The sequence below is a fragment of the Serratia liquefaciens genome (assembly GCF_027594825.1).
Taxonomy (GTDB): Bacteria; Pseudomonadota; Gammaproteobacteria; order Enterobacterales; family Enterobacteriaceae; genus Serratia; species Serratia liquefaciens_A.
The window spans coordinates 2,902,420-2,918,333 of the sequence record NZ_CP088930.1; the positions used below are offsets into that span (position 1 = coordinate 2,902,420).

Annotated in this window: 14 protein-coding genes; 6 read left to right on the top strand and 8 right to left on the bottom strand. The window is 55.7% G+C overall.

Annotated features, from left to right (window positions below; translation table 11 throughout):
- Nucleotides 1–176 precede the first annotated feature (176 nt).
- Together LQ945_RS13185 and mdtD are read left to right on the top strand one after the other, a co-directional pair.
- Nucleotides 177–866: a FadR/GntR family transcriptional regulator gene (locus LQ945_RS13185; protein ID WP_046374852.1), complete on the top strand. Its 690-nt coding sequence runs from the start codon at nucleotides 177–179 to the stop codon at nucleotides 864–866.
- A gap of 66 nt (nucleotides 867–932) precedes the next feature.
- Nucleotides 933–2,348, top strand: a complete 1,416-nt coding sequence (gene mdtD / locus LQ945_RS13190) for a multidrug transporter subunit MdtD (RefSeq protein WP_044554271.1) — start codon at nucleotides 933–935, stop codon at nucleotides 2,346–2,348.
- Here the strand turns inward: mdtD and rbsR are convergent.
- The 7 genes from rbsR to kup form a co-directional block, all read right to left on the bottom strand.
- Nucleotides 2,345–3,346 (bottom strand): ribose operon transcriptional repressor RbsR, encoded by a 1,002-nt coding sequence (gene rbsR, locus LQ945_RS13195; RefSeq protein WP_044554272.1) that lies wholly within the window; start codon nucleotides 3,344–3,346, stop codon nucleotides 2,345–2,347. The genes mdtD and rbsR overlap by 4 nt on opposite strands.
- A 5-nt stretch (nucleotides 3,347–3,351) precedes the next feature.
- Entirely contained in the window at nucleotides 3,352–4,278 is a 927-nt protein-coding gene (gene rbsK, locus LQ945_RS13200; protein WP_044554273.1) for a ribokinase, read from the bottom strand.
- 61 nt (nucleotides 4,279–4,339) lie between these two features.
- Entirely contained in the window at nucleotides 4,340–5,227 is an 888-nt protein-coding gene (rbsB, locus tag LQ945_RS13205; RefSeq protein WP_044554474.1) for a ribose ABC transporter substrate-binding protein RbsB, read from the bottom strand.
- Nucleotides 5,228–5,251: 24 nt separating this feature from the next.
- Nucleotides 5,252–6,217: a ribose ABC transporter permease gene (rbsC, locus tag LQ945_RS13210; protein WP_020837695.1), complete on the bottom strand. Its 966-nt coding sequence runs from the start codon at nucleotides 6,215–6,217 to the stop codon at nucleotides 5,252–5,254.
- A 6-nt stretch (nucleotides 6,218–6,223) separates the two neighbouring features.
- Entirely contained in the window at nucleotides 6,224–7,729 is a 1,506-nt protein-coding gene (gene rbsA, locus LQ945_RS13215) for a ribose ABC transporter ATP-binding protein RbsA (protein WP_270100932.1), read from the bottom strand.
- A 7-nt stretch (nucleotides 7,730–7,736) separates the two neighbouring features.
- Nucleotides 7,737–8,156: a D-ribose pyranase gene (gene rbsD, locus LQ945_RS13220; protein WP_020837697.1), complete on the bottom strand. Its 420-nt coding sequence runs from the start codon at nucleotides 8,154–8,156 to the stop codon at nucleotides 7,737–7,739.
- A 174-nt stretch (nucleotides 8,157–8,330) separates the two neighbouring features.
- The gene (kup, locus tag LQ945_RS13225) at nucleotides 8,331–10,199 is read right to left on the bottom strand and encodes a low affinity potassium transporter Kup (RefSeq protein WP_270100933.1); all 1,869 of its coding nucleotides are present in this window, start codon (nucleotides 10,197–10,199) and stop codon (nucleotides 8,331–8,333) included.
- Between the two features lie 283 nt (nucleotides 10,200–10,482).
- Here kup and ravA point away from each other — a divergent pair, with 283 nt between their 5' ends.
- Nucleotides 10,483–11,991: an ATPase RavA gene (ravA, locus tag LQ945_RS13230; protein ID WP_270100934.1), complete on the top strand. Its 1,509-nt coding sequence runs from the start codon at nucleotides 10,483–10,485 to the stop codon at nucleotides 11,989–11,991.
- 2 nt (nucleotides 11,992–11,993) lie between these two features.
- Nucleotides 11,994–13,457 (top strand): ATPase RavA stimulator ViaA, encoded by a 1,464-nt coding sequence (gene viaA / locus LQ945_RS13235; RefSeq protein ID WP_270100935.1) that lies wholly within the window; start codon nucleotides 11,994–11,996, stop codon nucleotides 13,455–13,457.
- A gap of 3 nt (nucleotides 13,458–13,460) precedes the next feature.
- On the opposite strand, the gene asnA is transcribed toward viaA, so the two are convergent.
- Nucleotides 13,461–14,453, bottom strand: a complete 993-nt coding sequence (gene asnA / locus LQ945_RS13240; protein WP_270100936.1) for an aspartate--ammonia ligase — start codon at nucleotides 14,451–14,453, stop codon at nucleotides 13,461–13,463.
- A 155-nt stretch (nucleotides 14,454–14,608) separates the two neighbouring features.
- Here asnA and asnC point away from each other — a divergent pair, with 155 nt between their 5' ends.
- A complete protein-coding gene (gene asnC, locus LQ945_RS13245; protein WP_004950461.1) occupies nucleotides 14,609–15,070 on the top strand; it encodes a transcriptional regulator AsnC in 462 nt (153 codons plus the stop codon).
- 97 nt (nucleotides 15,071–15,167) lie between these two features.
- Nucleotides 15,168–15,608 (top strand): FMN-binding protein MioC, encoded by a 441-nt coding sequence (mioC, locus tag LQ945_RS13250; protein WP_270100937.1) that lies wholly within the window; start codon nucleotides 15,168–15,170, stop codon nucleotides 15,606–15,608.
- Nucleotides 15,609–15,914 lie beyond the last annotated feature (306 nt).

Here is a 15,914-nt window from a genome sequence, read left to right on the forward strand (position 1 = left end):
TAGGGAGTTCTCAGAAGGCCGCAACCCCTAAATGCAAAAAACTTTTCAAGCGCGGTATTTTTCGACAAAACGCTGCACAAGCCAGCGTTTTCGTCACTTTTTCCGGAAATCAGCGACAAAAGCTGGCGATCCGTAGAGTAAAATAAGAGTAACAATGTCAGTAAGGACTCGCAGCCATGCAATTTAATGCTCAACAACAGGCCGCCCAACGCAATCTTTCTTATCTACTTGCAGAAAAACTCGGCCAACAAATTCTGGCAGGCGATTATCAGGCCGGCAGTATCCTGCCCGGGGAGATGGAACTAGGGGAACAATTTGGCGTGAGCCGCACCGCGGTACGTGAAGCGGTGAAGATGCTGGCCGCCAAAGGCATGCTGCTCCCCCGTCCGCGCATCGGCACCCGGGTCATGCCGCAAAGCCAGTGGAACTTTCTCGATCAGGATTTACTGACCTGGTGGATGACCAAAGAGAACTTCGATCAGGTGATGCAGCATTTCCTTATCCTGCGAACCTCGCTGGAACCTCAGGCCTGCTCATTGGCGGCTGCCAACGCCAGCACGCAGCAAACTGCGCGGTTGGCTGAACTGATGGCTGAAATGCGGGCACTGCATGTTCAGTTTGACCGCGAGCACTGGATCCAGGTCGATACCCAGTTCCACCAGCTTATCTATGAGGCCAGCGGTAATCCGTTTCTAACCTCATTCGCCAACCTGTTTAGTTCGGTGTATCAAAGTTACTTCCGCGCCATCACCGGTAACGAAGTGATTAAGCTCCAGAACCATCAGGCCATTGTCGATGCGATACTCGCCGGCGACGGTGCAGGGGCACTAGCTGCCTGCCAGGTGTTGCTCAGAGAGAAAGACTAACTCATGCCCTACTTATATATAGAAGAACAATGAAGGGACGAATACGACAGTTAACCGGGAATCAAAATGACTAAATCCGCGCGCAGTATGGCAGGGCTCCCCTGGATCGCCGCAATGGCGTTCTTTATGCAGGCGTTGGACGCCACTATCCTCAACACTGCGTTGCCTGCAATAGCGCAAAGTCTGGAGCGTTCGCCACTGGCGATGCAATCAGCCGTGATCAGCTATACCTTGACGGTTGCCATGCTGATCCCGGTCAGTGGCTGGCTGGCAGACCGTTTCGGTACCCGGCGGGTGTTTATCTTTGCGGTTTCGCTATTTACTCTCGGTTCGCTGCTGTGCGCGCTCTCCCCAACGCTAAGCGTGCTGGTAACCTCACGTGTCATTCAGGGCGTCGGGGGTGCGATGATGATGCCGGTGGCACGTTTGGCCCTGCTGCGCGCCTACCCGCGCAGCGAGCTGTTGCCGGTACTGAACTTCGTGACCATGCCAGGATTGGTTGGGCCGATCATGGGGCCGATGCTGGGGGGATGGCTGGTCACCTACGCCACCTGGCACTGGATTTTTCTGATCAACATCCCGATTGGCCTGCTCGGCATCTTTTATGCACGTAAATACATGCCAGACTTCACCACCCCCAAGCGTCGCTTCGATTTCCTCGGCTTTATGCTGTTTGGCCTGAGCCTGGTGCTGGTTTCTACCGGGCTTGAGCTGTTCGGGGAACAGGTGCTGGCCAGCTATATCTCACTGGGTATTCTGCTCAGCGGCGTGGTGATGCTGTTCGGCTATATCGCTCACGCCCGCAGACACCCTCAGCCGCTGATTGGTTTGGATTTATTCCAGACCCGAACCTTCTCTGTGGGCATTGCCGGCAATGTAGCCTCGCGTCTGGGCACCGGCTGCGTGCCGTTTCTGATGCCGCTGATGCTGCAGGTCGGTTTCGGTTATTCGGCGATTATTGCGGGCTGCATGATGGCACCGACGGCCATCGGCTCACTGATGGCGAAATCCACCGTGACTCAAGTGCTGCGCTGGTTCGGCTATCGCAAAACGCTGGTTGGCATCACGTTGATTATCGGCGTGCTGATCGCCCAGTTTGCATTACAAAGCCCGGGAATGCCGCTATGGTTGATGATCCTGCCGCTGTTCGTGCTGGGGATGGCGATGTCTACGCAATTCACCGCCATGAATACCATCAGCCTGGCGGACTTAAACGATGCCAATGCCAGCTCCGGCAACAGCGTGCTGGCGGTCACTCAGCAGCTTTCCATCAGCTTCGGCGTGGCGATCAGCGCGGCGGTGCTGCGTTTCTATGAGTCTATGTCGCTCGGCACCATGGTCGATCACTTCCACTACACCTTTATTACCATGGGGATTGTCACCCTGGCGTCGGCGTTTGTGTTCATGCTGTTAAAAAGGAAGGATGGTCGCAACCTGATCAGCGGCCGTGACAGCAAGAAAGAAGCCAAGGCCAGCAGCTAGCGGCGACCGACCGAGGCACGTTCCACCAGCTCAGGGGTCAGTACCAGAACCTGAGCTTCACGCTCCGGGTTCTGCAGGCGATTGATCAGCGCATCGATCGCCAACTCGCCCAGCGAATCTTTCGGTTGATGGATAGTGCTTAGCGGTGGAGCAAGGTATTTGGCCAGTTCGATATCGTCGTAACCCATCACCGCCATGTCCTGCGGTACCGATAGCCCTGCCTGATACAACGCCTGGTAAGCCCCCACCGCGACCGCGTCGTTGCCGGCGAACACCGCGTGGGGTGGCTCAGCCAAGGCCAACAGCTGTTTCATGGCGATGACACCGCCTTCAAATTCAAAATCGCAGTGCACCTCATACCCCGGCAGGATCGCCAGCCCAGCACGCTGCATGGCGCTGCGGTAGCCTTCCAGTCGATGGCGTGCAGTGGTTTTATCCTGTGGGCCAGCGATGCAGGCGATTTTGCGATACCCGCGAGCGATCAGATGATCGGTCGCCATCTCACCACCCAACAAAGAGTTGTCCTGGATGATGTCGTTAGCCCCTTCGAACGGCGCCCAGTCCATCATCACTATTGGTAGAGACGGATAGCGGCTCAGCGCATCCTGCGATGGCCGATGGTTTTCGGTACACATTAACAGCAGGCCATCGACACGCTTTTGCAGCAGCGTTTCCATGTTGCGATTCATGCGCGCGGCATCTTCTTCGGTATTGCACAGGATCAAGCTGTAGCCGCGCTCATAGCAACTGCGCTCGACGCCGCGCACCACCTCGGCATAGAAGGGGTTGTTGCTGGAGGTAACCAGCATGCCGATGGTTCTGGTCTGATTCAGTTTGAGGCTGCGCGCTAGGGCGGAGGGCGCATAGTTCAGTTGTTCTACGGCCGCCATGATTTTGGCTCGCACGCTGTCGCTGACAAAGCGATTGTTATTAATGACGTGCGAAACCGTCGAGGTTGAAACGCCCGCCAGGCGGGCGACATCTTTCATGGTGGCCAAGGGGGTTACTCCTGCTGCTGCAAGAAGGCGTCAATCTCTTCGCGCCAGGGCACAGAAGGTTGGGCGCCAGGACGGGTCACCGCAATTGCCGCCGCCGCATGAGCAAAGCGCACCGCATCCGCCATGATTTTACCTTCCAGCAACGCCGTGACCAGCGCCCCGTTGAAGGTATCACCGGCGGCGATGGTATCGACCGCTTTAACCTTGAACCCCGGCACCAACTTTCCGTTGCCGTTCTCACTCAGCCACACGCCACGGCTGCCAAGGGTGATGATCACCGTTGCGATACCTTTATCGTGCAACGCCTGAGAGGCGCGCGCGGCGTCATTATCGTCATTGACCGCAATACCGGTCAGGCGCTGAGCTTCGGTTTCGTTTGGCGTAATCATATCGACAGTCGCCAGTAGCTCGTCCGGCAGCTCGCGGGCCGGCGCCGGGTTGAGGATCACCTGAGTCTGGTGCTGTTTCGCCAGTTGGGCTGCGGCAATAACGGTATCCAACGGAGATTCGAGCTGCATCAGCAGCGCCTCGGCGTCGATAATCTTTTGTTGATAACGGGCCAGATAGTCGGGGGTTACGGCAGCATTGGCACCGGCATCGATGCCGATTACGTTCTCGCCTTCCGCATTAACGAAAATCAGCGCAACGCCCGTGGTGCTGTCGGCAATGGCTTCTATCGGTTGAGTATCAATGCGATCGCTCGCCAGTTGCTGACGCACACGTTCGCCGATGTCATCGGCACCCACGCAGGCGATAAAAGCGATATCTGCACCGCTGCGCCCGGCCGCCACCGCCTGGTTTGCGCCTTTGCCGCCAAACGCCACTTTATACTGCTTCCCGATCACCGTTTCGCCCGGACGGGGAAACTGCTCGATATTAAGGATATGGTCGGCATTGATGCTGCCCAGAACCACCAGCTTACCTGTTGCCATCGCATTGATTCCTGAATTGCGCGCCATCATAAACGCCCCGTTTTGATGGCGCTGATATGACTTATTGGGTGACCAGTTTCAAATCCACCGGAATGGTAGCCGACACTTTCTCGCCTTTCAGCACTTTATCGGCCGTTTCTACGCCGATCACGCCGATCTGATCCGGACGCTGCGCGACGGTTGCCGCCAGCTTGCCGCCTTCGACCGCTTTCACGCCGTCGGCGGTGCCGTCGAAGCCTACCACGACCACGTCGGTTTTACCGGCGGTTTGCAGCGCACGCAGGGCACCCAGCGCCATTTCATCGTTCTGGGCAAACACCGCCTGCACATCCGGGTGAGCGGTCAGCAGGTTCTGCATCACGTTCAGGCCTTTGGTACGATCGAAATCCGCCGGCTGGCTGGCCAACAGTTTGAATTTATTCTGATCCAGCGACTGTTTAAACCCTTCGCCACGCTCGCGGGCCGCGGAGGTGCCGGCAATCCCTTCCAACTGGATCACTTTAGCGTCTGAACCCACTTTTTTGGCAATGAAATCGCCGGCCATTTTGCCGCCAACGCGGTTATCCGAAGCGATATGGCTGACCACTTCGCCCTTGCTTGCCACGCGGTCCAACGTGATGACCGGGATCTTGGCCTGATTGGCCATCTTGATGGCGTTGCCGACCGCATCAGAATCGGTTGGGTTAATCAGCAGCAGTTTAGGCGCCTGCACCATCAGATCCTGCACGTTAGCCAGCTCTTTCGCCGGGTTATTCTGCGAATCCAACACCACCAGGTTGTAACCCAGCTTGTTGGCTTCCTGCTGAGCCCCCTCTTTCATCGAGACAAAGAACGGGTTGTTCAGCGTGGAAACTACCAGCGCAATGGTGTCTTTCGCCAGCGCGTTAGCGCTCAGGGTGGCGCTCAGTGCGAAGGCTGAAGCCAAAATTGCCAGTTTTTTCATTTTCATCATCGTGATTCCTGTAGGGGGAGGTTATTTGTTGCTTTTGTTCTCTACCAGAACCGCCAGCAGTATCACCACTGCCTTCACGATCATTTGGTAGTAAGAAGAAACACCCAGTAAATTCAATCCGTTGTTCAGGAAGCCAAGGATCAGCGCCCCGATCAAGGTGCCAACGATGCGGCCCTTGCCACCGGCCAGGCTGGTACCGCCCAGCACGACGGCGGCAATGGCGTCCAACTCATAACCGGTCCCGGCGGTCGGCTGTGCGGAAGACAGGCGTGCCACTTCGATCACGCCCGCCAACGCCGCCAACAAACCGCAAAGCGAATAAACGATAATCTTCACTTTATCGACGCTGATGCCGGACAGGCGGGTCGCCGCCTCGTTGCCGCCCAGGGCATAAATATAGCGGCCCAGGCGGGTATGATGCAGCATGTACCAAGCGGCGATAAAGACGATCGCCATGATCCAGATAGGGGTTGGTACGCCCAGCGGGCGGCCGATGCCGAACCAGCCGAAAGTATCGGCCACGTCGGTAAAGCCGGTGTTCACCGGACTGCCGTTGGTGTACACCATGGTAACGCCGCGCAACAGCAGCATCATCACCAGCGTCGCGATAAATGCCTGCACCTTGCCCTTGGCAACGATCACCCCGGTACAGGCGCCGACCGCGGCCCCCAATGCCAGTGCCGCCGCCACGGCCACCACCGCGTTGACTTCAAAGCCCACGATCGATGCCGCTACCGCACCGGTCAACGCCAGTAGCGATCCCACCGACAAATCGATACCGGAAGTGAGGATCACCAGCGTCATCCCCACCGCCATAATGGCGTTAACCGAGGTTTGCTGCAGAATATTGAACAGGTTATTTAGGGTGAAGAAATTCGGGCTCATTGAAGAGACCACGGCGATCAGCACCAGCAGAGCAATCAGTGATTTTTGCTCTAACAGCCACTCTTTACTGAACCAGCGCTTTGCCACACTCTGGGAACTCATATCTGATTACTCCTGCTTTACGCCGTATTGCTTGCCAACGGCCGCAGCCATCAACGCTTCCTGGGTGGCCTGTTCAATAGGGAACTCGCCGCTGGGGTGTCCTTCGTGCATCACCAGAATGCGGTCGCTCATGCCCATCACCTCAGGCATTTCCGACGACACCAGAATGATGCTCAGACCTTCCTGCTTGAACTGGTTAATTAACTGATAGATCTCTTTTTTAGCGCCGACGTCGACACCGCGAGTCGGCTCATCGAGGATCAACACCTTTGGCCGCGTCATCAAACCGCGGGCGATTGCCACTTTTTGCTGATTGCCGCCGGAAAGCAGGCCTATCGGCTGCTCCATCGACGGCGTTTTGATATTGAACAAGCGGATAAAATCGCCCACGGCCTGCTGTTCTTCGGCCTGTTTCAGGCTGCCGCCGGCACGGCTGAAATAACGCAGTGCGGTCAACGACATGTTTTCCTTCACCGACATCCCCAACACCAGACCATCGCGCTTGCGGTCTTCGGAGATATACACAATGCCGTTCGCTAGGCCATCCTGTGGCGAATGAGTGACCACCTGACGCCCATCAAGGCTGACCGTACCGGCCTTGCGTGGTGCGGCCCCGTAGAGAATTTTCATCAGCTCGGTTCGCCCGGCGCCCATCAGCCCGGCGACGCCAAGAATTTCGCCACGGTACAGCGTAAAGCTGACGTCATGCACGCCCGGGCCGGAAACCTGGCTGACCTCCAGACGTTTTTCACCGCGCGGCTGATTGAGGCGCGGGTATTGTTCTTCCAGCTTGCGGCCGACCATCATTTCTATCAGTGAATCTTCCTGCAGCTCGCTGACCGGACGCTCGGCGATAAACTGCCCGTCACGAAACACCGTGACGTCATCGCAAACTTCAAAAATCTCTTTCAGCCGGTGGGAGATGTAAACAATCCCTCGCCCTTCGGCCTTCAATTCATTGATCACTTTAAATAAAGAGGCGGTCTCGGTATCGGTCAACGCATCCGTCGGCTCATCCATAATGATGACTTTCGATTCGAAGCTCAGCACCTTGGCGATTTCCACCATTTGCTGATCGCCGATCGACAGCTCCCCCACCAGCCGGTGGCTGCTGTAACTCAGGTTCAGTCGTGCGAGCAGTTTGTCTGCTTCGGCATACATGCGCTTCCAGTCGATGCGGCCGATACGGTTAACGAACTCACGCCCGAGGAAGATGTTCTCCGCAATCGTCAATTGCGGGATCAGGTTCAGTTCCTGATGGATGATGCCGATGCCCGCTTCCTGCGAATCCTTTGGGCCGTTAAACGCCACCTCTTTACCGAGAAAGTACTGACTGCCGGCGTCTTTGTTATAAATGCCGGTCAGCACCTTCATCATGGTGGATTTTCCGGCGCCGTTTTCCCCCACCAGCGCCATCACCTTGCCCGGGTACACGCTGAGCGCAGCGCCGGAAAGCGCCTTCACGCCGGGAAAGGCTTTATCGATCCCTTTCAGTTGCAGTAAAGGTTGCATAGATGCCTCAGAAAGTTACGCCGGCGCAAAGGATCACGTTCGCGTAGGGCGAACATTCCCCGCTGCGGATCACCGCACGGCAGTGTTCCGTTTGTGCTTTAAAAGCCTGGTGGCTGATATAGCTCAGGCTGATGCTCTTCCCCTGGCGTTGGCCAAGTTCGGTCAGCTGAGCCAATAACGCGCTATGAAGCTGTGGATTTTGCTTAACGATCTCTTCCGCCAGAATGGCGCTTTCGACCTGCATCTCCTGCGTCACTACCTCTAGTACCTGTAGAAAAGTCGGCACCCCCTGGGTCAGCGCCAAATCGATACGCTGTGTGGCCGCCGGAATAGGCAGCCCGGCATCGCCGATAGCTATCTGATCGGTATGGCCGAGACGGGAAACCACGGCAGAGACATCAGCATTCAGCAACACGCCTTTTTTCATCTTGTTCTTCTCATTCCGCCAGCGAAACGTTTCGCTTGTGTCTGGAGTTTAAAAAAACGTCAGTAGAAGGCAACCGGGATAATGCAGAAGTGTGATCGTCATCGAAACGTTTCGCTCGTGTTACCGAGAACATAAACAGAAAGGGCCCAGCGGTTGCTGAGCCCTTGATGGGCGTTAAATCTCGACCTGGGTTCCCAGCTCGATCACCCTATTGGGCGGGATCTCAAACTGGTCCGGCGCACGTAGCGCATTGCGACTCAATGCTATAAACAGCTTGCCGCGCAGGAACAGGTACCACGGCCGTTTCGTCAGGATCAACGATTCGTGCGACATAAAGAATGAGGTTTCCGTCATCCGGCACGGCAGCCCTTCCAGCCCGCAGCGGTGGAACACTTCTTCAACGTTCGGCGTTTCGCGCCAGCCATAGCTGGCCACCACCCGCCAGAAGGTCGGTGACAGCTGTTCGATGGTGACTCGCCGCACGTTGTGAACGTAAGGTGCATCCTCAGTACGCAACGTCAACAACACCACGCGTTCGTGCAGCACCTTGTTGTGCTTTAGGTTATGCAGCAACGCAAAAGGGATCACGTTGATGGCGCGTGACATAAAGACGGCGGTGCCAGGCACCCGCACCGGCGGCGATTTTTCCAGCGAGGCGATCATCGCCTCCAGAGAATTGCCGTGCTCGTGCATGCGGCGCAGCAGGCGGAAACGTTCGCTCTTCCAGGTGGTCATGATGATGAACATCACCAGCGCCAACATCAGCGGCAGCCAACCGCCCGAGAACAGCTTCAGGGCGTTGGCGGAGAACATCGGGATGTCGATAATCAGCAGGACAACCAGAATGCCGACGGCGAAGAAGCGATTCCAGTGCCAGTTTTTAATCGCCACCGACGTCACCAGAATACTGGTCAGCACCATGGTGCCGGTCACGGCGATGCCGTAGGCCGCCGCCAGATTACTGGAGTGTTCGAAACCGACAATCACCAGCACCACCGCGATATACAGCGTCCAGTTGATCACCGGAATGTAGATTTGGCCGGATTCCATTTCAGAAGTGTGGATGATGCGCATCGGCGACAGATACCCCAGGCGCACCGCCTGACGGGTCAGGGAGAACACGCCGGAGATCACCGCCTGTGAGGCGATAACCGTGGCCAGCGTCGCCAGAATTAATAACGGGATCAGCGCCCAGTCCGGTGCCAACAGGAAGAACGGGTTCTTGATCGCCTCCGGGTTTTTCAGCAGCAGAGCGCCCTGGCCAAAATAGTTCAGCACCAGCGAAGGCAGTACCACGGTGAACCAGGCCAGGCGAATAGGGAATTTGCCGAAGTGGCCCATGTCGGCGTACAACGCCTCAACGCCGGTAATCGACAGCACCACCGCACCCAGCGCAAAGAACGAAACCTTCTTATATTCAATAAAGAAGTTCAGCGCCCATTTCGGGTTCAACGCCTGCAACACTTCCGGGTTAGCCATAATGCTGCGCCCCCCCAGCACCGCCAGAACGATAAACCACAGCAGCATCACCGGGGCAAAGAGCTTACCGACGCTGCCGGTACCGTGTTTCTGGATGGCGAACAGCAGCGTCAGCACCAGAATCGACAGGGGAACGATATAGCCATCGAGCGACGGGGCCGCGATTTCCAACCCTTCTATCGCGGACATCACCGATATCGCCGGGGTGATCACCACCTCGCCATAGAAGAAGCTGCCGCCAATCAGGCCCAGGATCACCAACACTGCGGTAGTGCGCGCTGAGGTATTACGTCCGGCCAACGACATCAGCGTCAGGATCCCGCCTTCGCCGGCGTTATCTGCCCGCATGACATAGGTGAGGTATTTGAGGGAAACAATGATGATCAGCATCCAGAAAATCAGCGACAGGAAGCCGAAAACCACATCTGGACGAACATCGAAGCCGTAATGGCCGGAGAAACACTCTCTGAGAGTATAGAGAGGGCTGGTGCCGATATCACCGTAAACCACCCCAATTGCCGCCAGGGTTACCGCCGATAAGGACTGTTTATGCTCTGTGCTCATAATTCGTTTCTTTATTAGAACATCCGTTAGCGATGCATCCGCATCAGCCAGAGATACGGGCTCTAAGATCCGTTACGCCCACTAAAAGGCGCACAGTATGCACGATTTATACTGCTTGCCTACTCTTATATCAGACCCAAAAAATAAACAAAATGTGAACCGGCCGCTCTTTTGATAATAGAAAGATTTTACTAATCAACAAGCTATACCATTAAAAATAATGGTGGTTTATCATCGGATTATCCACCAAGATTGGCTAACTCTCGGACAACACGACAATAATATGGCGCCATCATCACTTCTTGCAGAACGGATTTCCCGCCTCAGCAGCGCGCTGGAGAGCGGTCTTTATGAACGGCAGGACGCCATTCGCCTGTGCCTGCTGGCGGCGCTCAGCGGTGAAAGCGTGTTCCTGCTCGGTCCGCCGGGCATTGCCAAAAGCCTGATTGCACGCCGGTTAAAATTCGCCTTTCGCCATGCGCGCTCCTTTGAATACCTGATGACGCGCTTCTCGACGCCAGAAGAGGTGTTCGGCCCATTATCCATCCAGGCGTTAAAAGACGAAGGCCGCTATCAGCGCCTGACCGCCGGCTATCTGCCTGAAGCGGAAATCGTGTTTCTGGATGAAATCTGGAAAGCCGGCCCGGCAATCCTCAACACCCTGCTGACTGCGATCAACGAACGTCGCTTCCGCAACGGCAACGCGGAGGAGCCGATCCCCCTGCGGCTGTTGGTCACGGCCTCCAACGAATTGCCGGAAGCCGACAGCAGCCTGGAAGCGCTGTACGACCGCATGCTGATACGCCTGTGGCTGGACAAAGTGCAGGACAAACAGAACTTTCGCTCGTTGCTGGTCAGCCGCCAGAACGAGAATGAAAACCCGGTGCCTGAAGCCCTGAGCATCACCGACGAGGAGTATCATCAGTGGCAATCGCAGATCGACAAAATCAAGCTGCCTGAAAGCTGCTTCGAACTGATATTCCAACTGCGTCAGCGGCTGGATGCGCTGGATCATGCCCCTTACGTTTCCGATCGCCGATGGAAAAAGGCATTGCGTCTGTTGCAGGCCTGCGCCTTTTTCAGTGGTCGCGACGCCGTGGCCCCGATCGACCTGCTGCTGCTGAAAGACTGCCTGTGGCACGATCTTACCTCGCTGAAACTGCTGCAGCAGCAAGTAGAACAGTTGCTGAACGAGTCAGCCTACCAACAGCAAACTCTGCTGATCCAGCTGCAACAGATCCACACCCGCTGGCTGCAGCACCAACAACAGCAGAGCGACAGCCAGGCGATCACTCTGGTAAAAAAAGGCGGCATGTTCAGCCGAAAGCCGCAGTTTGCCCTGGCCACGCAGCTCGGCACAGGCTCCCTGACGCTGTTGCTGCAAAAGCCGCTGCAGCTGCATGATATTCAGGTCAATCATCTGAGTATCGAAAACAGCGTGCTGGAAAACTGGCTGCAAAAAGGCGGCGACGTGCGCGCCAAACTGAACGGCATCGGTTTTGCCCAGCAGATCGATCTGGAAGTGGACGAAAAGCTGCATCTGACGGTACTGGACGTCAGTCGTCAGCCTTCGTTGCTGGCCCTGCCAGGGATAAAGACCGGGGGAACGCCTCAGGCGATGCTTGACGAAATGGACCAGTTGGCTCAGCGTCTGGCGGAACAGCGCCGGTTGTTCAGTCAGCATCAGCCCTGCCTGTTTACCCCGGCCGCCAGGCTGGCAAAAATTGAGGCCAGCCTGTTGCAGGTGGCGGAACAAATCAAACAGCAGCACCAGCAGATGCGCGGTCAGTAAGCATGCTCAGCCTGGAAACGCTCGATCTGCTGTTGGCGATCACCGAAGGTGAACTGATCGAGGAGATGATCATCGGCATGCTGGCTGCTCCGCAGCTGTCGATTTTCTTCAAGAAGTTTCCGGCGATCCGCCGGGCGCTGGATCGCGACCTGCCGCGCTGGAAGCTGCAGCTGAAACAGCGTCTGCATGAAGCCATGGTGCCGCCTGCGCTGGCGCAAGAATTTTACCGCTATCAACAGTGCCAGTTAGAGAACAATACCCAGTTCTTCCATAACCTCAATGACACTCTGGACCTGCTGCGCCAGCTGGTTTCTCCTTTCTATGAGCAGGCCCGTTCGCTGGTGGACGCCGCCGATCTGCCCAATCATCCACTGGACGACAGTTTCCAGACCCTGTTTTTGCAACGCTGGCGCATCAGCCTGACGCTGCAGGCCACCATGATGCATCACCAGTTGCTCGAACAGGAACGCGAACAGCTGATGGCGGAGCTGCAGGAGCGGCTGGCACTGAGTGGAGCGCTGGAGCCGGTGCTGTCGGAAAACGACACCGCCGCCGGGCGGCTGTGGGACATGAGCAAAGGCCATCTTCAGCGCGGCGATTATCAGCGGCTGGTGGAATACGGCAACTTTCTGCAGCAACAGCCGGAGCTGAAAAAGCTGGCGCAGCAGCTTGGGCGCAGCTATCAGGCCAAAGCGGTACAGCAACAGGATGCTTTACCGGAACCCTTTCGCGTCATGGTGCAGGTGCCCGCCACGCTGCCGGAAGAGGTCAGCGGCATTCATCAGAGCGACGATATTCTGCGCCTGCTGCCGCCTGAGTTGGTCACGCTGGGTATCGAAGAATTGGAATTTGAGTTTTACCGGCGCCTGCTGGAAAAACAGTTATTGAGCTACCGCCTGCAGGGCGACGTCTGGCAGGAACAGATAGCGATCCGGCAGGTCACCCACCAGCAGCAGGATCAGCAGCCGCGTGGTCCGTTTATCGTCTGTGTCGATACTTCAGGCTCCATGGGCGGTTTCAATGAGCAGTGCGCCAAGGCGTTTTGTCTTGCGCTGTTGCGCATTGCGCTGGCGGATAACCGCCGCTGCTACATCATGCTGTTCGCCAACCAGATAGTGCATTACGAGCTTACTGCCGCCAGCGGTATTGAACAGGCCGTGCGTTTTCTCGGCCAGCAGTTTCGCGGCGGCACCGATCTGGCAGCCTGCCTGAACGCCACGGTGAGTAAAATGGCGGAGAGCGGCTGGTTTGATGCCGATGCGGTGATCATTTCTGACTTTATTGCCCAGCGGTTGCCGGAAGAGGTCATAAAGAAGGTCAAACAGCAGCAGCAGAATCACCAGCAGCGCTTTCACGCGGTGGCGATGTCCAGCTATGGTAAACCCGGCATCATGCGCATCTTCGATCATATCTGGCGCTTTGATACCGGGTTAAAAAGCCGCTTGATGCGCCGCTGGCGGCGCTGATTGTTACAGAAGCCCTTCGACCGCGTCACGCACTTGCGGTGACCACACGCCGCACTGCACCTGACCAATGTGCGACAGTTGCAGCAACAGCATCACCAGGCGCGACTGGCCGATACCACCACCGATGGTTTGCGGCATATCGCCACGCAGCAGTGACTGATGCCACTCCAGCGCCAGACGATCTTCATCGCCGGTTTGTGCCAACTGGCGCTTCAGCGCACTGGCGTCAACGCGAATACCCATGGAAGAAAGCTCGAAGGCATCCTGCAATACCGGGTTCCAGACCAGAATATCGCCGTTCAAACCGGCCAGTCCTTCTGCCGCCGGTGTCGTCCAGTCATCATAATCCGGTGCACGAACATCGTGTGATTTGCCGTGCGACAGCATACCGCCGATCCCGATCAGAAATACCGCGCCCAGCTCTTTGGCGATCGCCCGCTCACGGCCTTTGGCATCCAGTTCTGGGTAGCGTTGCAGCAGGGTTTCGCTGTGCACAAAATGAATCTGCTCCGGCAGGAACGGCGTTAAATCATATTCGCGGCTCACTTCAATTTCGGTGGCCTTAATCGCCGCATAAATGCTGCTCACGGTGCTTTTAAGGTAATCCAGGCTGCGCTCGCCATCGCCCATCACCCGCTCCCAGTCCCATTGATCGACGTAGACTGAATGGATCGCGCTCAGACGATCTTCATCAGGACGCAGCGCTTTCATATGGGTATACAGGCCTTCACCGGCGCCAAAATCGTAGCTACCCAACGTTTTACGTTTCCATTTCGCCAGTGAGTGCACCACTTCGAAGGTGGCTTCCGGCAGGGTTTTGACCTTTACCTGTACCGCTTTCTCACTGCCTGACAGGTTATCCTGGGTACCGTCCCCCAGACGGCTGAGGATCGGCGCCTGCACTTCAATCAGGCCAAGCTGCTGTTCCAGCTGGCGTGAGAAGAAGGATTTAACCAGGCTGATTTGTTGTTGTTTTTGAATAAACTGTTTTTTCATTGCCGTATCTCTTATAAACCTGTCTCTGTTGCCAACGATTAAGCAACAGAACGGCATCGTAATTCAATATCCGTTAATCAATATTGCCTTTTCACTTTTAATCGTTCATTTTTATGCGGTAATAATTCAACAATCAGCAATTAGTGGGAGATTAAATGGCTGAAAATTATCAGATCGATAATCTCGATCGCGGCATTCTTAACGCTTTGATGGAGAATGCGCGCACGCCTTACGCCGAACTGGCCAAGAACTTCGCGGTCAGCCCCGGTACCATTCATGTGCGGGTAGAGAAGATGAAGCAGGCCGGCATCATTACCGGAGCGCGGGTAGACGTGAACCCTAAACGCCTGGGCTACGACGTCTGCTGTTTTATCGGCATTATATTAAAGAGTGCTAAAGACTACCCTTCTGCGCTGAAAAAGCTCGAAAGCCTGGAGGAAGTGGTCGAGGCTTACTACACTACCGGCCACTACAGCGTGTTTATCAAAGTGATGTGCCGCTCAATAGATGCGTTGCAACAGGTACTTATCAACAAGATCCAGACCATTGACGAGATCCAGTCCACCGAAACGCTGATCTCGCTGCAGAACCCCATTATGCGTACCATCACGCCCTAGCCAATTAATTACTATACCCATATTATCCACAGGTAGATCCCAGCCGATTCACAGCGTACAATGCTGCCACTTTGAGAAGGCTGGGATCATTCATTTCATGGCAGACATTACTCTGATCAGTGGCAGTACGCTTGGCAGCGCCGAGTACGTAGCCGAGCACTTGGCTGAAAAACTGGAAGCGGCGGGTTTTACGACCGAAACCCTGCACGGCCCTGAATTGGATGAACTGACCCTGTCCGGGCGCTGGCTGGTGGTGTCTTCTACCCACGGCGCCGGCGATTTACCGGATAACCTGCAACCGCTGCTGGAACAAATAGAAGAACAGCTTCCTGACTTATCCCAGGTGCAGTTCGGCGCAGTCGGTTTGGGCAGCTCTGAATACGACACTTTCTGTGGTGCGATCCAACGGATCGACGATCTTCTGGTCGCTCGCGGGGCGAAAAGGATCGGCGATCGGCTCGAGATCGACGTGACTGAACACGAAATTCCTGAGGATCCGGCAGAGGAATGGGTGAAAAATTGGATTAATTTACTCTAATTTGTTCAAAGATCACCCGAACGATTGTGGATAACTATGCTTAAAAGCAGGGTAAAAGCAGTAGTTATCCCAATAACAACCTTAGGTCGCTTTTTGTCCTGTGCATAACATGCCATTTAGATCCCAGCTTATAAGCCATAGGATCACCGATCATTCACAGCTAATGATCCTCCTTAATCCGCTGATCTCAATCACGAATAATCACTTATCCACAGAAGATCGCGATCCTAATAAGAGATCTAATAAAGAGATCTTTAAATAAAAAAGATCTTCTTTTAATTACCGACGATCCTGACCACTTGGTCG